Annotated in this window: 13 protein-coding genes; 5 read left to right on the top strand and 8 right to left on the bottom strand. The window is 47.3% G+C overall.

Annotation, left to right across the window (positions count from 1 at the left end):
- Positions 1-205 precede the first annotated feature (205 nt).
- The 4 genes from SGRA_RS14015 (at position 206) to SGRA_RS14000 (ending at position 5789) form a co-directional block, all read left to right on the top strand.
- On the top strand, positions 206-709 hold the full coding sequence (locus SGRA_RS14015; RefSeq protein WP_015693410.1) for a Dps family protein: 504 nt from the start codon (positions 206-208) through the stop codon (positions 707-709).
- Positions 710-1304: 595 nt separating this feature from the next.
- The gene (locus SGRA_RS14010) at positions 1305-3239 is read left to right on the top strand and encodes a toxin-antitoxin system YwqK family antitoxin (RefSeq protein WP_015693408.1); all 1935 of its coding nucleotides are present in this window, start codon (positions 1305-1307) and stop codon (positions 3237-3239) included.
- Positions 3240-3334: 95 nt separating this feature from the next.
- Entirely contained in the window at positions 3335-4201 is an 867-nt protein-coding gene (locus SGRA_RS14005; protein WP_015693407.1) for a nuclear transport factor 2 family protein, read from the top strand.
- 334 nt (positions 4202-4535) lie between these two features.
- The gene (locus SGRA_RS14000; protein WP_015693405.1) at positions 4536-5789 is read left to right on the top strand and encodes a pyruvate dehydrogenase complex dihydrolipoamide acetyltransferase; all 1254 of its coding nucleotides are present in this window, start codon (positions 4536-4538) and stop codon (positions 5787-5789) included.
- Positions 5790-5927: 138 nt separating this feature from the next.
- Here the strand turns inward: SGRA_RS14000 and SGRA_RS13995 are convergent, their stop codons facing one another.
- From SGRA_RS13995 to SGRA_RS13975, 4 genes are all read right to left on the bottom strand, one after another.
- Entirely contained in the window at positions 5928-7373 is a 1446-nt protein-coding gene (locus tag SGRA_RS13995) for an IS4 family transposase (RefSeq protein ID WP_015693404.1), read from the bottom strand.
- A 242-nt stretch (positions 7374-7615) separates the two neighbouring features.
- Positions 7616-12466: a T9SS type A sorting domain-containing protein gene (locus tag SGRA_RS13990; protein ID WP_015693403.1), complete on the bottom strand. Its 4851-nt coding sequence runs from the start codon at positions 12464-12466 to the stop codon at positions 7616-7618.
- A gap of 336 nt (positions 12467-12802) precedes the next feature.
- Positions 12803-17542, bottom strand: a complete 4740-nt coding sequence (locus SGRA_RS13985) for a T9SS type A sorting domain-containing protein (RefSeq protein ID WP_041329673.1) — start codon at positions 17540-17542, stop codon at positions 12803-12805.
- Between the two features lie 432 nt (positions 17543-17974).
- Positions 17975-19180 (bottom strand): imelysin family protein, encoded by a 1206-nt coding sequence (locus tag SGRA_RS13975; RefSeq protein ID WP_245538561.1) that lies wholly within the window; start codon positions 19178-19180, stop codon positions 17975-17977.
- A 178-nt stretch (positions 19181-19358) separates the two neighbouring features.
- Between SGRA_RS13975 and SGRA_RS13970 the strand changes: the two genes are divergently transcribed.
- Complete coding sequence (locus SGRA_RS13970; protein WP_041329935.1) at positions 19359-19637, top strand: DUF202 domain-containing protein; 279 nt, start codon at positions 19359-19361, stop codon at positions 19635-19637.
- 226 nt (positions 19638-19863) lie between these two features.
- Here SGRA_RS13970 and SGRA_RS13965 read toward each other — a convergent pair whose 3' ends face one another.
- The 4 genes from SGRA_RS13965 to SGRA_RS13950 form a co-directional block, all read right to left on the bottom strand.
- Complete coding sequence (locus tag SGRA_RS13965; RefSeq protein ID WP_015693398.1) at positions 19864-20124, bottom strand: hypothetical protein; 261 nt, start codon at positions 20122-20124, stop codon at positions 19864-19866.
- Positions 20125-20146: 22 nt separating this feature from the next.
- Positions 20147-21742: a zinc-dependent metalloprotease gene (locus SGRA_RS13960; protein WP_015693397.1), complete on the bottom strand. Its 1596-nt coding sequence runs from the start codon at positions 21740-21742 to the stop codon at positions 20147-20149.
- Positions 21743-22001: 259 nt separating this feature from the next.
- Positions 22002-22316 (bottom strand): MGMT family protein, encoded by a 315-nt coding sequence (locus SGRA_RS13955; RefSeq protein WP_015693396.1) that lies wholly within the window; start codon positions 22314-22316, stop codon positions 22002-22004.
- 14 nt (positions 22317-22330) lie between these two features.
- A complete protein-coding gene (locus SGRA_RS13950; protein ID WP_041329934.1) occupies positions 22331-23446 on the bottom strand; it encodes a leucine-rich repeat domain-containing protein in 1116 nt (371 codons plus the stop codon).
- Positions 23447-23518 lie beyond the last annotated feature (72 nt).

Here is a 23518-nt window from a genome sequence, read left to right as displayed (position 1 = left end):
GCCAAAAGAAACAGACGCAAAAAAGTGATTTAAATGTAAACAATATATTGACAAAGCTGTTAAGTAAATAGGAAAGATCAAAAGGGGGCTTGTTTTTAGCCTGATATTTTGGGAAGATTGGGATTAAGCTTGCTGAACAGCGGCTTTAGATTCCCTAGCTGCCCAAGTTCTTTTCTTTTACATTATTCATCTTATAAAACTATATATGCAGACCTACCAAAAGTTAGGATTCGAGAAAAAAGAGAGTCAATCTATTGTTCATGCCCTCAACCATTTGCTGGCCAACTATCAGATTTACTATCATAAATTGCGGGGGTTTCATTGGAATGTAGAGGGCCGCGACTTCTTTGAGTTGCATGAAAAATTCGAGGAAGACTATCAGGCTGCTCATGAGAACATTGACCGCATTGCGGAGCGCATTCGGATTTTTGGAAAGAAGCCCGTTTATCGCTTGGCTGAATATTTAGAAATGGCCAAAATCAAGGAGGCCAAAAGTGGTTTGGCCCCAGAGGATATGGTTCGACAGATTGTGGATGATATGGAAACCCTTTTGGGTGAAATGCTTGAGGTGGTGCAAGCTGCCGAAGAGACTGGCGATACGGCCAGCATTCACTTAATCATGAACATGATGCAAGCCTTAGAGAAACGCCACTGGATGTTTTCGGCTTGGCTAAAGAAAGTGCCTGTGGCCTCGCCCCAGCACAACTAGAGCTGGCCCAAAGCGGCTAGCCGCAAAGGGCCTCCAACCATAGGTTGGGGGCCCTTTTTTCATTAGCTCATCAGCGCATTTGGCCCAGCGCTGCGGAGGGGTGGCCGAAGGCCAGACCCAAGCCGCCGCAGGCGGCTGCAGGGCCGAACAGGCCTGTGAGCCCCGCAGCATAGCGGCGGCCGCCCGCCCTATTTGGGGCGGCCGCGGGCCCCAAATCATCAGTTGATAACTAGTTTACTTTAAGCAGCTTAAATTGTTGTATGCTTTCGCCTTTTCGCAACCTAAGCAGATAGAGGCCTGCGGGCAGATTCTTAAGATCCAGCAAAAGCGTTAGTTCAGCTGCTAGCAGGCCTATACGCTCTATTTTTTGGGGCTGCCCCTCGCCTTCGGCTCGGGTCGCTCCACTCCGCAGCTCGCAAGTCTGCTCGGCCCTGCAGCCCTGCGGGCTTGGGTCTGCCGCCTGCGGCGGCCCTGCTTCGGCAGCTCAGCCTGCGGCCCTTCGGGCCTGTAGTGCGCAGAAAAGCGGCTTTGCCCCCTAGAAAAACTTGCAAAAGCCAAGGAAAAACCCTAAACTGAAACACAAAAATTAACTAGCATGGCAAAACAACCCAATAGACCCGCTAATTTGCCCGAGGAGGCAAAATGGGTACAGAGTAAAAACCGCTGGGAAGCTGGCGCAATCAATGCAAACGGAAAAACCGTTGGCCCTTGGAAAATCTGGCGAAAAAATGGCCAGCTCTGGATGGAAATGGAGTATGATGAGCAGGGCAAGCACATCAATGATTATCGCCGCTATCATCCCGATGGCAGTATTTCTCAGGAAGGGTCTTATAAAGCAGGCAAGTTAGACGGCTGGTTGGCCTTCTATCGCCAACGCTCGGGCAATAGTAAAGAGCCTTTCCCCAGAGAGGTCTACTACAACCAAATCGTCAAAGTCTTACAGCGCTATGTAAATGGACAAGCCCTTGGCAAGCGCTATCTTTTGCAAAATGGCCAAGAGGTTACCAACTACCTTAGCCACAAGCCCGCTTCGGTCCCTAAAGAAGCTTGCTGGAACCAAAGCGATTATGAATGGGAAATGGGCCCCTATGACCAAGAGGGCAAAAAGCATGGCCTTTGGAAATGGTGGCGGCCCGATGCCAGCCTCGTTTGTGAGGCCAATTATGATCATGGCGTTTTGCATGGTCCACTCAAGCGCTACCACAACGACGGCAAGGTTTCTAGAGCAGGCGAATACGCCCAAGGCAAAGCCCAGGGCGTGCATCATTTTTACCGCAACAAAAGTTATAGCCAAGAGCGCTTCATGAATCAGGTCGACCAAAGAGTTGACCGCTACGAAATTCACTATAAAACAAATGGGCAAGAAGATCATCGGGAGTATTTCCTTGCCGATGGGACGGCCTGTAGCAGCAAGGGCTTTGCCTTATTAACTGTAGCTCTGGACGATCTGTTGACGCCTGGCCCCAATGGCTTTTTCCCTAGCCGCTACCAAGAGATGTTGGGCCGAATTTATCCGCAGCTGTTGGCTCAGGACCAATCGGCAGCGCTGGCCAAGATAAAGGCTAATTTTGAGCAGCTTTGGGGCATGCCCCTGCCCGAAGACTTAGGCCAACTCTATGCGCTTTGGTCCGCCATTGGCCAAAGAGAACTCTTTGATAGCCTTTTGCTGGCCCTGCCGAAAAACCAAGCCCTTTTGGACCAACAGGCCGCTGGCCAAAACCTCTTCGAGGCCGCCCTGCTCTCTATGCAACAAGAATACCCCTATGATCATATCATTGATTGGTTTACGGGAGGAATTTGTTTGGACCAGCCCCAGCAGCAGCAAAATGGTCGCTACCGCTATGGCTACTACAGCTATCTTTATCAGCTTTATGGTACAGAGCAAGAGCAGGGAAAAATCTACTGCTACGAGCATAATAACAATGGGCTCTGGGGCAGCCAACTAAGCAGCGCTATGGCCCCCAACTTATCGGCTTGGCTTTTTGGGCTATCGGCCTTTTCTTTCTATCATGAATATGAGTTGCTCTCTCAGGAGCAGTTTACTAACTTATACGATGGGCCACTCAAACAAAACTTTGCGCCCAAATACTACTTTATGAACCATGTTCGCATGGGGAACCGCTATGTAAATGAAAGCGACTTTAAGTATCGACCAAAGCAAAATGCCTTGGTCCAACAATACAACAAAAGTCATTGGATTATCGAGTTGTTCCGCGCAGAGGGTGACCCTTCTAGCATTGCCTACAACCTCTATAGCAATCAGCCCTACAAGGCGCCTGAGCAAGCTAGCGACATCCTTAGCTCGGTCCCAGAAGCGCTTTATCACCTCTGGTCGGCCTTTTGGTTAGAGGGCCAAGCGGCTAAATTGCCCGAATACATTGCGCTTTGCAAGCAATCTCCTGCTTTGATTCTACAGGCTGCGGCCGAACTAGCCGAAGAGCTAAATGCTGGGCGCAAGCGTTTGGGCTTTATCATTGATTTGCCCAAGATCAAGGCGGATTTTAATCGCTATGCGGCCCAATACGTCTAAGTTTTCCTTAGGCCAATCTAAGAAATGAGCTCCCTTTGGGGAGCTTTTTTTATTTTATGAGTTCAAGCATCTCTTGATCACAAACATTGGATATCATGAAAAAACTAAGCTTAGTCTTGGCCCTACTCCTGCTGCAAGCTAGCCTTTGGGCCCAAAAAGATGAGCGCCCTGCGCTCATCGCCACCGTCGATAGCTTTTTTCTGCATTTGCATAGCGGCGACTCGGCCAAAATGCGGCCACTTTTAGCCCCCCAAATGGAGCTACTCACGGTAGCTGGCGATAAGGTCCAACGCAGTCCCCTACCCGCCTTTTTAATGGCCATTGCCCGCCAACCGAGATTGCAAGAATGGGAGGAAAAACTCTGGGACTACCGCCTGCAAATAGATGGGCCACTAGCTACCGTTTGGACCCCCTATAGCTTTTATCTCGATGGAAATCTCAGCCATTGTGGGGCCAACCATTTTACGCTTCGCCAAAAGGCCGATGGCCAATGGCAGATCATTAGTTTGGTAGATAGCCGCCGACAAGAGGGCTGCCTCAACCGTTCTTGGGCCGAAGAAAGCCAGGCCAAAATTGATAGCCTTTTGGACCAATGGCATCTAGCCGCCAAGGAAGCCGATGCCGATGGATTTTTTGGCAAAATGACCGAAAAAGGCATTTACATTGGTACCGATGCTGGAGAAAGATGGTATAGAGACGAGCTGCGAAAATGGGCTAAAGGCGCTTTCAAGAAAGCCCCCGCCTGGGATTTTAGCGTAAAAGAGCGGCATATCCGCATCGATGAGCAAGGCGGCAAAACCGCTTGGGCCGATGAACTGCTCGATACCTGGATGGGCCCTTGTCGGGCCACAGCGGTCCTGAGCTACCAAAATGGCGAATGGAAAATAGAGCACTACCAACTCTCTATGACGGTCCCTAACGAAAAAGTAAAAGCTTATCTTAAATGGCTTGAACAAAAATAGCCAAGCGCTATTCTATAAAGCCGAGGGCTCTGCTTGGCCTAGCGCTGTGGAGGGGTGGCCCGCAGGGCCAGACCGAGCAAAACGAGCGCTAGCGAAGTTTTGCGAAGGGCCGAGCAGAGCTGCGAGCCCCGCAACATAGCGCCCGCCGCCCGCCCTATTTGGGGCGGCGGGAGGCCCCAAAAAAACTACATAACAATAGATAGTCTCTAACTCTAGAGGAAAGCCTAGAATAATTTTAGGACATTAAGAAAAGCTTACTATCTTTGAGCCGAGGCCCTGGCTTCAGCAAGAATAAACAACTATTACATTAAATAAATCAATAACTGAACATCCTATGGCAGAAATTGTAAGAATGCCTGCTCTCAGTGATACGATGACAGAGGGTACTTTGGTGGCTTGGCATAAAGCAGAAGGCGAAGCTGTAGAAATCGGCGAATTGTTGGCTGAAATTGAGACGGATAAAGCCGTCATGGAGTTTCAAAGTCTTTATGAAGGAACACTTTTGCACATTGGTGTAGAGGAAGGTAGTGCGGTACCTGTCAATCAAATTATTGCCGTAATTGGCGAAAAAGGAGAGGATGTTCAGGCCCTTTTGGCCCAGGCAGATGCAGGAGATTCGGCCACTACTGAGGAGGCTGCTCCAGCCGAAGAGGTAGTGCAAGAACTAGAAGCTCCTTTGGCCCAAAAAGAAACTTCTTCTTCTGATGATAGCCGCCTAAAGGCTTCTCCCTTGGCCCGTGCAATGGCCAAAGAAGAGGGCATCGACTTGAGCCAAGTAGAAGGTTCTGGCGATGACGGACGCATTGTGAAGAAAGATATTTTGGCCTATATGGAGAGCCAAAAAGCGGCTCCTGTAGCGGCTACGCCTAGCCCTCAAGTAGCTGCGCCCAAGGTCCCCGAGGCCAAAGGCGGCTACAAAGATGTTCCTTTGAGCCAGATGCGCAAAACGATTGCCCGCCGCCTAGGCGAAAGCAAATTCAATGCGCCTCACTTCTATTTGACCATGGAAATTTGCATGGACAAATTGATGGAAACTCGCCAATACATCAAGGGCATTAGCGAGACTTCTATCTCTTATAACGACTTTGTGGTCAAGGCTGCAGCTAAGGCGCTTCAGCAGCATCCTAGCATCAATGCCTCTTGGTTGGGCGATGCGATCCGCTACTACGACTATGTAAATATTGGCGTGGCGGTGGCCATGGATGAAGGTTTGGTGGTTCCCGTTGTTGATGCCGCTGATACAAAATCTTTGTCTCAAATTGCTACGGAAATTCGCGAATTGGCTGGCAAAGCCCGCGATCGCCGCTTGCAAGCACAAGAAATGCAAGGCAATACTTTCACGATCTCTAACCTCGGTATGTTTGGTATTGACGAGTTTACGGCCATTATCAATCCACCCGATGCCTGCATTTTGGCGGTGGGCCGCATTGCGCCCCGCCTTGTGATGGTAGAGGGCGAAGTGAAGGAGTCTAACTTCATGAAAGTGACCCTTTCTTGCGATCACCGTGTGGTGGATGGTGCTCAGGGCGCTCGTTTCTTGCAGACCCTACGCGACATTCTAGAGGAGCCCATGCGTTTGATTATCTAATCGCTTTTGCTCCATTAAAATATCAGCCAGTTGCCATTTGGGTAGCTGGCTTTTTTTATTGTTTTTTTGGGGCCCGCGGCCGCAAGGCGGCCGCCGCTATGCTACGCCGCTTGGGTTGACCCACTTTTTATAGCGGTGTCAATTTAGGGATCGATATCCATCATACATAAATATGAATCTCTCTAATCCTAGTCCTATTTTTTTGACGGATACGGCATGCCTAGTTTTCTTCACTGCGCCATTAAATCCGCCCAACCTCGCTATGATCCAATAGGCCCAAGCTATTGATTTAGAGGTGAATGGATTGCGCAAAGAAGGGCTTTGGCTTTCGCCTTTTAGATATTGTTTAAATATAAGATCTAAGACTTCTACTTCATCTTCTGTGAAAATAGAGGTTGCTGGAGTCTCATTATCTTGGTTAAGTCCAGCTTCTTTAAGCTTAAGGACCTTGTCAGATGCACTGATTGCCATAAGTATCATTTTGCGGATAGCTTTACCTGTTTTCAAACATATATTTTCAATATCAAAGCCATCTGATTTTAAATATTTAAAGTATGTTTCAATTAACCACCTCTTGCGGTAGCAAAGAACAAGCTCTAAGAGCTCTTCTTCGCTGTTGATTTCTTCATTTGTGAGTAAGCGCCAACTGATGGTTTTATCATCATGATCTTTTTTTGTTCGGCTTCTTTTTCTAGCGGCAGATTTTGAAAAACCTTTGCCCTTTTCAAAAACCTCAATAACATTGATTGTCATTGGCTTAGGCTTTGGTTCGCCAAGAACATACTTACAAGATTTGGGAACGGCAAAAGTCACTTTTTTAGATCGAATAACTAGCTTCTTCCCGTTAAGTTTTTTACGGCTACTCTTGACCGTTTCTGTCGTCTCAAAGTCTGCTGGATAATGTTCAAAGACATCACATAATGGAATCTTTTTGCCATCCTCCCAAATCGTTGCTCGTCTATCTGTTCGAGACCGAATCAAGAACTTAATATGCTGTCTGAAAAAACTTTCCATCATAGGATAAACATCTCCTTCTCGATCACAAACATGTAAAATATCAATTAGGTCGTTAATTATTTTTAACGCAGATTCTGTCTCTTCTACATTTATTTTCCACCTCGTAATTTCACCTCTAAAATGACCCGTATTTCTATTTTCAGCCTCCTTACAAGTTACTCTATTTTTATATCGATTATAAAGCTGAATACCTCCTAAGCCATGATAATGAAAGCTTTCTCGACCATATAGTAGAGCCATGTGAAGAAATACAGACAAATTTGTTTCCCGACCTCCAGGGCCTAAACCCTCTTTGTCGGTTAGTCTATTTCTTTGCTTGTTCAGTACAACTTCAGAGGTGTCGTGAAAGGCCAGAAGCTTTTCTTCAACCACCTTCATAGACTCCCTACTTTTGCCAATAAACTCAAATTGAATGTATTCCTCAGTAAGATTTTTGTTTGATAACAACCTCATGAAAGCCTTACGGTCTGCATCAGTTTTTGCTACATTTGTTAAATGTGGGTTAGGATTATTTTTTAGACTCTCTACTAATCTATAACATACTCTTACTGATTGCTTATTTAACATAAATGAAGATACATTTGTACTGTCCATATAAATCTTGATTTAGAGCTAATTTAAGCTTATTTTTAAAAGTGGGTCAACCCAAGGCTACGCCGCTCGCAGGTCTGCTCGGCCCTGCGTCGCTTCGCTCCTGGGTCTGGCCTTCGGCCACGGCTGCGCAGCGCTGGGCCAGGCGCTCCCCTTTGGGGCGGGCAAAAAAAAGAAGGGGACAACAGCAAGCTGTTGTCCCCTTCTGCCCCTAAAGATTAGGGCCGAATTACCGTAAACTTCTTGGTGGTTTTAAAATTGGCATTGCCAATTTGCAAGAAATAAGGAGCTGCGGGTAAATCATGCAGATCGAAGCGAGCGCTTTGGCTGCCCGCCTCTAGCTGGCCTTGGGCCAATACTCTTCCTTGCAAGTCGATTAAGGACCATTGGAAATCTTGGCTGAGCGGCTGCGCAAACAACAACTGCGTATAATTTACCGCAGGATTTGGCGAAAGCAAAGCCGTATTGATCTGATGAGCTTCGGCCTGCGCCTCGGCGAGTTCAGTAGTGCTCAAGGCATTAACATATTCGGTAATATCTCGGGTCCTCACCGCCTGATAAATCGTTCTGCTAGTGGAGGCATCTTCCTGCACAAAGGCAATGGCCTCCAAATGGGCCGTATCGATATTGCTGGGGTTGTAGGGCCAGACCTCCGAAACCTGAATACTATCACCGGGCAACCAAGATTGGCTAAAGCGAGTTCCTGCAGCATTGGGCAGCATCTTGCGAAGCAAAGAGTGCGTATGGAAGTTTACGCCATTAGAAAAATAAACGGCTGAATCTTCCGTGACCACTAGCTGCAAATCATAATCTGCAGCGGCCAAGGTATCTTTTGCAATTAGAGTCGCATTGATTTGCAGATTATTATTACCAATAAAGGCAATCGGCTCGAGGCGGATATCAAAACGAGCATCTTCTAGCATATCAGTTTCAAAATCCTCCTGTCTCAAATCGGCAGAATTGGGTGGGTTGTTGCTATAGCGGCGACCATCGACTACCGCCTTAGCGCTTACGCCATCAATACCATAAATAGAGGTCCTGGCCGAGGGATCGTCTCGGTTCAGGCTGTTCATGGGGTCAAAAGCAGGGGCTTCATTATTGATTTGTAGTAAAATCACATCGCGAACGGCAGGCGTACCATAGACCAAATTATAAATATATTGGTTAATGGGGTCCATATTGACCACCCCAGCATTAGAGAAATGCTCGAGCAGTACATTGCGTTCTCGGTTCCCGATCCAAACATTATCGAAAGCAAAGCCACGAAGAGGCGTTTGTGAGGCCCCGATAGCGCCAAAGGCCACTCTAAAGCGGAAATTATCATAATTGCGGAAAGCATCTAGGGTATAGCGGGCATCTTGCCAGCCATTGCTTATGCCAGACCAGCCTCTGGGGGCTAAATCTTGCACACCTGGACGGCCAGCCACTACTGCCTGATTATACCAATTGATGCCTCGGTTGACATTTCCTAAGGGCAACCATTTCTCCGTTTGGGGATCAAAATATTCGATCACCGTTCCGTCATTTCCTTCATCGGTTTCATTAAAGAAATCGAGTTTGAGCATCGGACGTTCGAGAGCGGTTAGGTCGATACAAGGACTATAGACCCAACCACTTTCATCTGGACCATAAGTACTATCTGTTCGGGTGATCCAAACTTGGCCATGGTCCTGAGCAATATCTATATCGGCGGGCAGGCCCCACTCCCAGAGGTTACTCGATTGGGCTTGGCCTTCGGCCTCTTCGACCCAACCATTGGCGCTAGCATCAAAGTCTTCACTATAGGGAACTAGCGCATTAGGCTGTTCATTGGGCAAAACTAAGACCCGAATAGTATCCGAATCGCTGCAATAGTTATTATTTTCGACAAAGAGCGAGGCCTCAAAAATGCCTGGACTACTATACTGATAATTAAAAGTTGGAAACTGGTTATTATTATCATAACTAGCGGCAAAGCTGTTTCCATCGCCCATATCCCAAACAGCGGTAGTAATAGAATCGTAGAGAGTGGTCGTTCCAGGGATTGTTCCGACCAAATTCATACTATCATTATCTATCTCAAAGAGGACAGAATCGCTAGAGCAGCTATTGTCTGCGCTCAGTTTTACATTGGGCAAACTATGCACATTAAAGCTAGCCCAAGCGGTATCCAGACAAGAGACAAAGGCATTGCTAGTATCTTGGAAAACCGCCTGAATCTGATGTGTTCCCACTCCTGCAATATTAGAAATCATAAACTCTTTTTCAAAGAGCACACCGGGGCCGCTATAATTAAGGACATTTCCTGTGAGCAAATTGGGATAGAAAAAGAGCGTATCTCGGCCAAAGCAAGCATCTGCGGTAGAGTCTGCGGGCAAACCTTGAGTGTCATGAGTGGCAAAGAAGCTGTAATCTGGATGCGGATGAACATGAACAATTTGAGTATCTCGGGCCGTACAACTTAGCGCTTCCGTTTCATAGATAATGGTATCTTTAACCAAAGCAGTATAGCGGCTAGTATCCGAGTAGTTAGAATTGGGCCAATATTGCCCACTCATTAGTGCCCCATGCATGATTCCTCCCGTGGCAGAAGTATCCCCAAAGAAATAGCGTCCGCCTGTGGGCAAGCCAAAGAGCTCTTGCGGTTCATCGGCTTGGCAGAAATGATAGCTCGCCATACTAAAGTTGGCGCTTGGTAGCGGATTGATCGTCACTTCAATTTCTACTGTATCCTTACAAAGGGTGGTAGGATCTTGATAAACATAGGCATAATTGACATAGCCAGGGGTATTGGGCAAAACGGGACTATAAACCACAGAGGGATTAAACTGATCATCTGTTGGTCCAGAAATCGTTGGTCCAGAATAGGCCCCACCAGAGGGAGTTCCTGTTAAAATACCGATTGTATCATCGGCACAATAGGTGGTATCGGCCTCATCGGTTGAGAGCCCTACACTGGGAGATAAGTTGATTGTAAAAGTAGAGTCAATAGAAGAAACGCAGCCATATTGGCTCACATAAGTATAGGTAATCACCTTTTGGCCTGTTCCTGCGGCAGCAGGATTAAAAAGTGGTCCATCACCAACAATACCAGGCCCGGTCAAGTTGGCTTGAGAGGCTAAAAGATTGGCTGTAGCGGCATAAGAAGTTGGGGCCGGATAAGTTGTTAAAATATCTACACCTCCATTGGTACAATAGCGGTTATTTTGGTTGCCCAAAGAGCTAGAGTTTCGGCCAGAAAAGGCTAGGGCTACATCTCCAAGGATGCGGACATTAGCGGTATCTCTAGCGGCACAGTTTCCTTGTCCCGCCTCATAAATGAGGTAGTAGTTAACATCAGTGGTTTCATTGCTAGCCGTATAAATTGCATTAGGGTTAAAAATAGACCCTAGCGTAGTGGAAGTATTGGCTGCATTTCCGTTTCTGGCGGTAATATAATGTACTCCATTAGCGGGGCTAGAGCCACCTAAATTGACAAAGGTTTCATAATTACAGTAATTCTCTGCAATTGTAGAATCTATAGTCACTTCGGGCGGGTCTACAATTTGAATAGTTTCTTGATATCGAACGATAACTTCTTGTCCTGTATAGATGGTTTGTGCTTGTCCTGTTGTTGGAGAAGTAGGCACATACTCTCTATCTCTAACTTCTTCTATATATTCAATAGTCAGCAGCACACTATTTAATCCGTTTGGCAGCAGCAGTCTATATCGTTCTTGGCCTGGAGTACTATTGATTTGTTGGAGGGCAGAAGAGGGATTAGCTTGAACATTCATTCGGTAGCCTCTTCTTTGTCGGCTTCGGTTAGTTGTTGAAGAGGCATCTGCTCCTTGCCAGTTAGCATCCCATGGAAAATTGCTGGTATCTCGGCCAAACTCTAGAGGGCCATCTAAGCGGCAGTAAATCTCAGGAAAAAGGCGGGGTGGAATAGCTAAGACGTTAATAGAGTCGCCTAATTGGGCGAGGCAGCCATCATTATCTATTTGCAGGCCCACTTCATAGCGGCCAGAATCTGCGGTAGCGCCTAAAAAGCGGTTATTTTGAGCATAGACGCCATAAAAGCTGCTAGCTATGGGGGGACTAGAGTTCAGGATAGAGGTAAAATAGGCTGGTTCGCTAGCGATAATACGGATATTTTCGGTATCTGAGCTGTTTGTTACGGGAGCAAAGGCGACGCTATCGAGGCTATTATTATGAATTGTTATTAGTTGTCGGCTACTCACCGTATTACAAACATCTGTCGTGGTTTGCATATAGGGTTGGTAGCGATATTCTAGTCGTAGGTCTCTATTTTTTCTATTTGTGGTTAGTGCTGCGCTGCCATTTATTCCATCGGGTATAAAATCGTAGCTAGCGCCAATATAGCTTGGTTGGGAAGAGGGATTTTGCAGATAATTTCTGGTAACTGGGGTATTGCTATTGCTTTCTATCAGTCGTAGATAAGTGGGACCTGAGCTAGGATTATAGCCAGAGCCTGTATTGGGTTGGGGGCTTAACTGTATAGCAATAGTATCTCTAGAGCAGACCTCTTGAGGGGCTATAATTTCGGGCTGGACCTGTACCACTTGTAAAAAGAAGTTCAGCACGGCCCAGCCAGTATCTTGCTGTTCATCATAATGATAAAAAGTAATTTGGCTTGATTGCATATCGCTGGGCACAGAGAAAGTCATTTGGCCTGCGGTATCTCCTTCTATCGTTGTTGCATTGAGTAAAATGGTAGCTGGAAAAACGTTATTAGGAGCAACTCGTACTGTTCGGATATTGGCTGGGGGGTAGGCGGGCTCTGTGGCGTCTAGGTCTTCAGTAATATCATCGATTGGCCCATCGCTGCCATAAAAACTAGCATTACTACGATTGCCTAGATAGCCATTATTGGCTTGTTTGATGAGGCAAAGAGAGCTCGTATTATCTTCATGTTGAACATAGAAAAAGTGGGGAGCTCTGTTGGTTCCTTCATAATGGATTGTTAGCTGATCGCCTGGGCAGGCTTCAAAGAGGGCGCCTGTATGGTTATTATTAGTAATACTTACTGTTTGGCCCCAGGTGGTTAGGGGAACAGAGAGCAACAAAAAGAGGAGCAACTGTCTCATATCTTTAGTTTTAGATGAGAAGGCGCTCTTGCTATAAATAGGTTGTAGGTATTTGCTTGTTGGCCTTTGGGCTAGAGGCAGGCGGAGCCTTGGGACTAAGCCCCGCTATTTTTATAGCGGGGTTTAGTTCATCATAGGGCGGAGATGACCCTTAGCGGCAGGGATGACTTGGCCGGCGAAGCCGGCCAGGCCCCTAGGGCCAATGGCCCAGCGCTGCGCAGCCGTGGCCGCAGGCCAGACCGAGCTGCCGGAGGCGGCGAAGGGCCGAGCAGACCTGCGAGCGGCGGAGCATAGCGGCGGCCGCCCGCCCTTATTGGGGCGGCCGCGGGCCCCAAATTATCGGACCAGTACCATTTTGCGTTGTACTTGGAATCCTTGGCCTTGGATAGCGAAAATATAGACGCCGGCGGGCCAATCTCGGGCCCATAGCTGTAGGCTTTCTTGGCCAGGCTCCCAGTTTCCTTCTTCAAAGATGCGACCTTGCAGGTCCGTAACTCGCCAGCTATGTGCTTGTTGGGGGAGCTCTGTCAACTGCAAATTAAAGAACTCTGAAGAGGGGTTGGGATAGAGTTTTAGATTTTGGAAAGGAGCTGCGGCAGCCTGAGCGGCTTCAAAAGTGGAGGTTCCCAAAGAGTCGAGATAGATGGTAATATCTCTGGAGCTAGTGGCTTGGAAGACCTCTTTAGAAGTGGGTGTTTCTTCTTGGATAAAGGCCACCACCGAGGCTTCGTTAAAGTCAAAATTATTAGGATAATCATCCCAGGTATATCGAACATGTTCTTGGTCGCCAATAGCGAAGGCGCGGCTATATCGGCTACCATCGGCAGCGGGCAACATTTTGCGCATCACGCTATGGGTATATTCTCCGCTAAAATAAGTGAGCGAATCTTCTAGCACGGCGATATGCAGATCATAATCGCCTAGAGGAAGGTCTTCTAGGGCGGTGAAAGTAACGGCTACCTCTAGGGTATTTCCGGCATAGCTCACAAAGGTATCGATACTAATATCGAACTTAGGCGAGCGGAGCATATCCTCTTCAAAATCGACCATTTGGAGATCTTGAGAATTGGAAGTAGCACTAAATCTTCGGCCATCTATTAGGGCTTTACCGGCCAGTGAAATCCCGTATTTGATGACTCGAGCCGAGGGATCATCGATATTAAATAAATTAAATCGGTCGTTGGTATTGGGGAAGCTCGTTTGGTATTGGAGCATGACGGCATCATAGATCACAGGAGTGCGATACATGAGATTATAGACATGTTGGTTCACATAGTCAAAGTTATTGAGGCCCGAATTAGAAAAGTGTTCGAGCAGAACATTTCGGCTACGGTTACCGATCCAGATATTATCAAAGGCTACTCCATCGAGGCCCTGCACTACGCCAATTGCGCCAAAGGCGATACGGAGGCGGAGGTTTGTATAGTGCATGAGGTCGTCTAATTTGTAGCGGGCATCCTGCCAGCCATCAGAGTCGCCAGACCAGCCTCTAGGGGCTAGGCTTTGCACACCGGGGCGGCCGGCCACCACATTATAATTGTACCATTCGATTCCGCGACCTTGTTCGCCAAGAGGCAGCCATTTATTGACATCTTGATCAAAGTATTCAATGACAGCCCCATCATTTCCGGGGTCTGTTTCATAGTAGAGATCTAGGCTAATCATCGGGCGTTCGAGGGCCGTCATATCAATACAAGGGCTATAGACCCAGCCATCTTCTCCGCCTGAGGTATAGGCTCTATTGAGGCCAGTGATCCAGGTATTTCCGTGTCCAGAAGCAATCACATTAGCGTTAGAGGTTCCCCATTCCCAGAGATTACTGCTCGTATTGGCCGATTCGGCCTCCTCAATCCATCCGCCAGCATCGGCTTCAAAATCTTGGAAATAAGGAACAGAGTCGGTAGGTTGAATAGCGGGCAGCACCAAAATGCGCAATTCTGCAGAATCGGAGCAATAGCTATTATTTTCTACAAAAAGAGAGGCGGTATAGACCCCTTCTTGAGGATAAACATAATGGACCGTATCAATCGTATTATCGGCTAGGTCAAATGTTCCTGAACGAATTGTTCCATCTCCAAAATCCCAAGTTACTTGAGAAATAGAATCGTAGAGCGTGGTCGTTCCGGGGATGGTTCCTGTTAGTCCCAATTGTGCATTATCTGGAAAGAGCACGGCATCTTGTGTTCCACAGCCATCGATAGAGCTAAAATTCACATTAGGCTGACTATGCACATAGAACTCGGCATAGGCTGTATCTCGGCAAACTGCGGGAAAATTGGTAGAGTCCTCATAAATTGCTCGAATATTGTGTGCACCGACGCCAGCCACCTGAGGCAGCAAGAAGTCGGTATTATTGAGTACCCCTGGTCCATCATAATTCAGTACATTTCCGGCACTTAAATAAGGGAAGAAAAAGAGGGTATCTTGGCCCAAGCAAACATGAGTGGTCGTATCGCCGCCCCCATCTACGGTAGAAAAACTAAAGACGGGATTGGGGTAAGTGGTGAGTACGGCTTCGGTTCGATTGACGCAACCCAATTCTTCCAACTCATAGACCACCGTATCCACTCTAGTGCTTGTGAGTAAGGTTGGATAATTGGGGTTAGGATAATAGGTCGCATCATGAAGCGTATCTGTTGTATTATAGTAGTAAAACACCCCACCAGCGGGTTGTCCATTTAGACTAACGGGCTGATCTGATTCACAGAAGAAATAATCGCTGACCGTCAGGCTAGGTTGCGGCAAGGGGTTAATGGTTACCCTCAAATAAGTAGTATCGCTACAGCCCGTATTAGGGTCGGTATAGCGGTACTCAAAGTCTACCGTCCCTGCCGTATTAGGCATGGATGGGGCATAAATAATATTGGGCTGAAAGGCACTATCCTGAGGGTTTTGGATTGTTGGTCCAAAAAAGATTCCTCCAGCAGGTGAGCCGGTCAAAATGCCCAGGGTATCATTGGCACAATAAGTATCTCCCAACTGATCACTAGACAAAATGGGGTTGGGGCCCGGATCTACCGTAAAGGTAGAGTCAACAAAGCTTTTACAACCATACTGATTGACATAAGTATAGCGAATATTAAAGGTACCTGGAGTTGCCGCCTGCGGATTAAAGGTGGGTCCAAAGCCCTGAATCCCCTGCCCGGTAAAGCTCCCTTCTTCTGGCTGCAAAGAATCAGGGTGAGCATAACGCCTGGGAGCGGGAGCCGTTAGTAGCTGGTTAGAGAGGTCATTATAACAATAGGTATTGTTGCCATTTCCCTGATTGGCCGAGTTCCGACCGATAAAAGCCAAACTAATCGGAGCCACAACCGTAAACTCCGCCGTATCATAAGCAATACAGTTACCAATCCCCGATTCATAAATCAAACGATAGCGAATATCACTGACCTCTCCTTGGTGCAAACTTGAGGGACTAAAGTTGTTGCCCGCCTGACGTACAGTCCCTGTATTTGGCCCCGTTAAAGTAATCAAGTCGTGTACCCCACCAGCTGGCGTAGAGTTTAAACCCACAATTGGCACATCATTACAGTAGGTGGCCTGCAAACTAGTATCAATTACTGGATCCTGCGGAGCAAATAACTCAATCGCCTCATAATAGACCAAGGTGGTGACGGTGTCTAGAATTGGGTAGCCCGACACATCCTGTGTACCATTACCGTTGTTATAATTCGCATTACCATTGTACCCATACCCCCTAGTTTCCTCTTGATACTCAATTCGTACCCAAATGGTATCCGTACCAGCAGGAGCAGCCGCAGGATCAATCTGATAACGCTCCTGCCCTTGGTTGCTATTGAGTACCGTTAGGCAAGAAGCAGGCTGTACATCTACATTCATTAAGTATTTTCTTCTTATCGTAGATCGCTGAGTTCCTGAATAAAGAGGATTCCAAGGAAAGTTATCATTGTCTCGCCCAAAAGTAAAGGCCGTATCCAAACTACAGTAAGAATAAGGCATCACCCGACCCGGAACATCTCGGACCAAAAGATTGGCCGTGGCCTGAGCCAAACAAGGCCCATTCTCTACCTCATAGGTTATAGGAAAACTGCCCGTATCTGACTGAGAAGCCAAAAAGACCTCCCCATCAACTACATAAGTCCCATAAATTGTATCGGGCAAGTTATTATTGACAATCAAGTTCTCAAAACTAGTAGGGGTTACCGACTGTAGCTGCAAAACAGCACTATCCTCTCGGTTGGTCACCGCCGCAAAAGTTGCCCCATCAATATTATTATTATAAATAGTGGTAATTTGAGACCTGTTCTTAGACGGACAACTAACCGCCGTTGTCTGCATCATCGGAACATAATCATAACGAAGCGTATAGGTCGTAGACAAATCCTGAGCCGCCACAATAGACGTCGCCCCATTCAAACCATTAGGCACAAAGGTATAGTCTAAAGAGGTATTCGGATTGTTATCCGTAATAATATAATCGATCGGCGAATATCCTGTAAGCGTAGCTGTGTTCGAAATACTAATCGAACCCGTCCCCAAAGAAGAAGATGAAGGCGCTGGCGTAACAAAAATTTCTACATCTTCCGTCGTACACATTGTGGCCGGAATAGGAGACATATTTACATCCGGATTGGTCGCCAACAACACAATAGTGTCCAAGGGAATCGGCGCCACCGCATAGTTACTATCTACCGCATACAACACAATGGTCCCTGAAGTAATATCTGCCGGAGCCGAAAAAGTAATGGTTCCAGAATAATTACCCGCAGTTCCCTGACGAGTCGTCTGCGCAATAAGACTATCTGTAGTGTAGCCCCCAGAAGGCGGACTCAAATGCGGATTCAAAGGCGGCGTAGTTTGCCAATTCTGAACATGAGACCAATAAATCGTATCTGTTGTGGGCACGCTCTTCACCAAGCGCTGCCGCCCCCCTTTTACCGATAGAAAAAAGAAGTCAGGATAGTCCGAATATCCGCTGTAGTTAATTCTCACATCATGCGTCGGACATGCTTCTTGTATAGCCGAACCAACATCTAAGTTCGTGATTGTTGTCGTTTTCTGCCCCCAAAGACAAAAACTTAAACTCAGCAATAAAAGGGTAAGTATATTCTTCATAGTGTTGCGTTTTCTATTCTAATTTCTCTAGGCCCCTCCGCCAATAGGACCCCTATCAAATGTTAAAACGATTTTAAGCTTTTCTTCGGCTACTCTCTCCCCCTTTTTTTATTTTTTTGGGGCTGCCCCGCCCTGCGGTCGGGTCGGGCTGTGTCGCAGCTCGCAGGTCTGCTCGGCCCTTCGGCAGCAAAGCTGCCTCGGTCTGCCGCTTCGCGGCACTGCTTTCCATCCCTCAGCCAGTCGCTTCGCTCCTCTATCGCCAGCACAAATGTGCTGGCGATCAAAGATGTCTAAAAATAGCGTTTTTCAATTGCTAAAAAAAGACTAAACTCTCCTAAATCTTCTTTTCTCCCTAATTGTCTACGTTTTGTCTAAAAAAAAAGAGCAGCCCAATCGGACCGCTCTTCTTCATATACTATTTAGTAGTCTTCCCTACTCGGGTAGCTCTGTGCTAATCGTAAAGCCTAAGGCCACCGCCGCATCAGCCAATAAATCACCCTGCTCTTGCAAGGCCGTAATGGCCTGGAAAATAGGCCCATTATCACCTACGTTCTCCTGCGTGACGTATTTGTCAAATGGAGTGGGAATCGCATTGACTTTGTCCATAGCTTCTTCCATAGCAGTCTCTAAGTTAGCCGCTTTCTGCTCGTCCAAATTGCGCAATAAAGCCAAAATAGAATGCTCTTGGTCCCCAATAATTTGACCATTCACATCCTCATAGGTCCCCGACAATACATTGTTAATACCCAAAGCATTAGTAATAATGTCTCTATCCGTATTGTCTGAAAAACAAGAGTGCTCATCCTCCTGCGGATTATCCGCCGGATTGGCCTCTAAGGCCACAAACATCCGCTCTCCAGCCAATTCTGACTTGGACAAGATGGCCGCACCACTCAAAATCTTAGCCAAGGCTACATCTTCTTGCATGGCTTCAAAAGTAGTTCGGTAGCTCGCTCCAACAGCCCAAGCTGCCTTCAACTCTGCCAGTTGTTCTACCAACAACTCAGTAGTTGCCTGCAAATACTGAGCACGACGCTGCGCAAAAATATCACCCGCAAAATCCGCATAGCTGCGGTCTCCGCCCTGCCCCGGATTTACATTGACATCCAGATCATCTTGGCCCCAAAGCAAAAATTCAATCGCATGATAACCAATGCTGATGTTCTTCTCGCCTCCCTGCTCATTCAAACTAGCCAATAACTCTTTGCTCAAAATAGGATAACTGGCCGTATCGTAGATAATGCCACCATTTACAATACTTCCAGAAGCATCCTCTACATAATCAATGTAGTTTTCATCCAAAGGCCAAGCATTCAAATCCCCCTCTGGCCCATCGGCATCATCAATAGGGCCATCATAAAAACGGAAGGCCTCCGTCTGGCCATAAGGCTCTCTAGCCGCTTTCCAGGCCGTTTTGGCCGCCTCTAAAGTTGTGGCAGAAGGTCCAGCCACCAAATTGTTAATCGCAGTCTGCAATTCCTGAGCCTTCAAATGACTGTCGCTATAAGAAGCATAAACAATCTCGCAGTAGTTGCTCACTACCTCATCTTTCAAACCGTCATTGGGGTCTTCATCTTTCTTACAAGCCGTTAGGCTCAATGCGCCCAAGGCTAGCGCTAAGGTCCACTTTTTCATCATTGTTAGTTTATTAAGATTTAATCTAATTAAGATTAGGCGCAAAGATAACAGCATTCATCTAAGCAAAAAATATTTTGGCCGTTATTTTAAAGTCCTCTTAAATTTAAGCAGACTGCCAACCTTATCACAGAAAATGATGGCTGTTTTTTGTTGCTTAGGCCCAAAACAAAAACAAGCTATGTCTGATACTACCAATAATAAACCCCAACCTTTGGTCCGCGATTTACTTGCCCTAGACCGCACCCACCTCGCCAATGAGCGCACCGCACTTTCTTTTATGCGCACAGCGCTTTATATGGTGGTTACGGGCTTTGCCATTATCAATTTTTATCCCGATAAAGCAAGCTCTCATTATACGGCTTATGCGCTTTTTGCCTTGGGCTTAGTGATTTTCTTCTTGGGTATTTTTCGATATTTCCAGATGAAGGCCAAAATTTTGGACCACTATAAGGAGTAGGGTCCTGCAGGCGGCGAAGCCGCCGCAAAGGCGCGCAGCGCCGCGGCTGAGGGATGGAAAGTGGGGCGGCGAAGCCGCAGACCCAGCGGGCGCAGCCCGCGCAGGGCCGAGCAGACCTGCGAGCCACGACACAGCCCGACCCGACCGCAGGAAGGGGCAGCCCCAAAATAAAAACCGCTAACTTCTAGATCTAGAAATTAGCGGTTTTCTCTTAGCGAGCCTGCTCTTATTCCAAATAACGCTGGTCATTGCCCGAGCGAGAGCGAATGGCCGCCCCAGCCGCAATGCCACCGCCCAACAACAAATAGCCTGCAAAACCACCAGTAGCAATGGCCGCCAATAGGCAAACGGCAAAACCAATCCCCTCTACAGTTAGGCCCAATTTGCCTCTAAAACGGTATTCGGCAGCCGCCTTGAGGGGAATGAGCGAAAAATAGCCGACCACCGCAGCCATGGTCCAGAAAATAATACTTCCAATCAAAAACATATCTCTTATTTTAAATGAGTTCTTACTTAATGATAAATAATTTGCCTTGCATTTCGCCTGTTTTGCTGCGAAACTGCAGAAAATAACTGCCGCTGGCCCAATCTGTAGGCAATTGCAACTGATAGCGGCCCGCCCCAGCTTGCAACTGAGCGCTTTGTTCCCAGATCAACTGTCCTTGAGCATTAAAAATTCGCCATTGGCCCATTTTTTCTCCCCCTAGGGTCCATAAAATTTGCAAAGGCTGCCCCTGCGGCAAAGGGTTGGGCCCCAACTGAAAGTCTGATAAAGTGGGCATCTCCAAATCGATTAGGGCCGTGGGCGAGTTGGTATTAAACTGCTGTGTGGGACCATAAGCCGCACAAAAATAGTTGTAGGTTAAGGGCATCACCCGCCAGCTATAAGGGAACATATTGGGGCGGGGCGATAAAATGCGGTTGCTCTGAAAAAAAGTATCGGCCACAATCACTTCTTCAATAACTTGGCCACCGCCCATGGGCTCTTTGTAGAGCTGAAAAAGGTAGTGCGTTGCGCCAGCCGTAGCATTCCATTGAAAGAGCGGATATTCGGCGGGAATAATGGCATTTTGGCTAGGGCTGAGCAAAGTACTCAAATTGCTAAAGCTGTCTAGGCTGCTAGGCTGCCCGATCCAATGCCCTCGCTCCGTCAATAAAAAGGCATTCATGGCCTGAATTTGCTCCTGAGAAAAGCCAACTTGGCAGCTGCTCAAGGCATAAGACATAATATACCAACCATCGCTTAGAAAAGCCACGCTATCGGGATCTAGCTGATAAATGGTGCTGCTGGCATCCGTCGAATTACAAACCCAACGATAGGCCAGGTAATCGGCTGGGGTATCACAAAAACCATCGGCGGCAATCCCACAGTTGGCATTGGGGCCTGTTCTGGGCACCTTTTCGACCAAAAGGGTGTCGATAATTAGGGTATCGGGATAGGGTTGGTCCTTAAAATCGGTGTAGTTAATGGTCACTTGCGTGGGCGCTGGCTGCGAAAAACTAGTCTGCGGACTGCCATTCCAACTTTGGCCCCCTTCCCAACCAATAAAGGTATGCGGCAAGCCCAAAGCATGGCCCAACTCATGGGCAAAGGTGTGCCCCGTCAAGCAACTATTGCTCATGGCCACCCCAGCATAAGGGAGGTTGTAGCCGCAATTTCCAGCAGCTGCAGAAGCCACAAAGTAGACATTCAGGCTGCTGTCTCTATTATATTGCAGCATCTTTTGGCCGCCCTGCGAGACAGAATCATGCACATAAAAGTCGGTATCATAAATCTTGCTAATGGGGGGCTCTACATAAAACTGGATGCCCGTGGCCGCAAAATCGGTATTGAGCTGGCAGACCGACTGCAAAATCTGGTCGATAGGAATACTGCCCGTGCTATCATCCTTAAATACCTGATGAATTGTTAGTCCAATATATTGGGTACTATTAGATTTTGCCGCCAAGAGGGGCGCATATTGGCTGGGATTGGCCTGATAATTCTTTAGCCAGGCCGACTTATGCGAGGGGCTACCACAAGACAACCACTCAAAGGGTTCTTGGGCCAATAAATAGCTGCTCAGCAAAAGTAAGGGGAGCAATAATAAAGTTCTTAGCATCATCTTTTTTTTGAAAAGATAAGCTTCTTTTTTCTGAACTCATTTATATCTAAACAGTTTTCTGGGGCCTCCGCCTCCCTTCGGTCGTCGGCGGTTACTCTCTTCGGTCGTCGAACTGCGCCCTAAAGGGCTTGTTGTCGCTTTGGGGCTCGCAGGTCTGCTCGGCCCTGCGTTTTTTTCGCTGCGCTCAAAAAACTTGGTCTGGCCTTCGGCCACCCCGCCGCATCGCTAGGCCAGAGGCGGCTTTGCCGCCTCTTCACCCCTAAAGCTCTTCTAGCGGCTCCCAAATATGTTGTTCAAAATTTTGGATTTGGTCTTCTACAATTTCTAGTCCTTCAGCCTCTAAAAGGGCCTGCATAGTTTGGCCGCCAAAATGCAGCTTGCCCGTCAGGCGGCCCAAACGGTTCACTACTCTATGGGCGGGCACATCTGCGGGGCATTTATTTAGGGCATAGCCCACCTGCCGAGCCGCCCCAGCTTTTTCTAGGGCAGCGGCAATTCGGCCATAAGTACAGACCTTTCCTTTGGGAATTTGGCGAACCAATTCATAGATCGCCTCATAAAAATCACTAGCCATCTTTTGGGCCTAAGTTAAGCGTTATTATTGAGCCAGACAATCAGTTCGGGATCAATGTCTTTTTGCCGCAAGGGGTTTTTATGGTAGTTCAAACTGCGCAACTCCTGCAAATCCATAATACTTAGCGGTAGGGCCGACAGCTGATTATTTTCTACACGCATGGTTTTCAATTGCTGCAAACGCCCTATAGTAGCAGGCAATTTGGCCAATTGATTATCTCGAACAGATAGCTCGTAGAGTAGTGCCCAATTTTTAATGCAAGGCAATTTCTCCAACTGATTCCCATCCAAATTTAACAGCCGTAGCAAGGGCAAATGCGCCAAGGCAAAAGGCAAACGCCTCAACTCATTCTGGCTGAGGTCTAGCCACTGCAAAAGCTGTAAAGAACAAAGCTTAGAGGGAAGCTTCTTGAGTTTATTGTTTCGCAAACTCAACTCTTGCAACTGACAACAATGCCCAATACTTTTAGGCAACTGCTCTAATTGGCTATGCTCAACGACTAGCTTACGCAAACTAGACAACTGCCCAATTTCCTCGGGCAAGTACATAAGCGGCGAGGCCACCACTTGCAATTCTTCTAGCTGCTGCAATTGCCCAATGCTTTTAGGCAAATAAGAAAGCGCCAATTGGCCCAAATGCAAACAACGAAGGTTCTTCAACTGTCCAATCTCCTCAGGCAACTCTTCCAGCAAACTCATCTGTATGCTCAACTCTTCCAATTGATGCAATTGCCCAATACTAGCTGGCAAGCGCTTGGCCCGACTATGAAATATGCTCAGCTTTTTGAGCTGCTGCAAACGGCCCAATACCTCAGGGATCTGATACAAAGACCGCTGTCGAATAAATAAATGCTCTAAGGAAAATAATTGCTGTATCTCTTTACCCCCCATTTGCACGACCCGCTGCCCACAGCTCGCCCGATATAGCGTTTTTAGGCCTTCTAGCTCTTGAAACATCGGAATCTGCAAACTTTTAATCCAACTCAAGGCCATTTCTATATTGGCCCGATCCGCAGATTGGAATAGTTGCCAGATCTGCTCCTTAAAAGGATGCTCCTGCTGCTTTTGCTCTTCTTGGACCAGCATGTACCGACTGTAGTAGTATTTTTCTGTTGCTGCTCTTGCTGCCATAGCCATACAATTTTATAGAATGAGGGGGGAAATCAATGTCTATACACAAAACTAACCGCCAAAAAGAGCTTT

Source organism: Saprospira grandis str. Lewin, assembly GCF_000250635.1.
Taxonomy (GTDB): Bacteria; Bacteroidota; Bacteroidia; order Chitinophagales; family Saprospiraceae; genus Saprospira; species Saprospira grandis.
The sequence above is the reverse complement of the archived record's forward strand: the minus strand, read 5'-3'. Positions and strand labels throughout refer to the sequence as shown.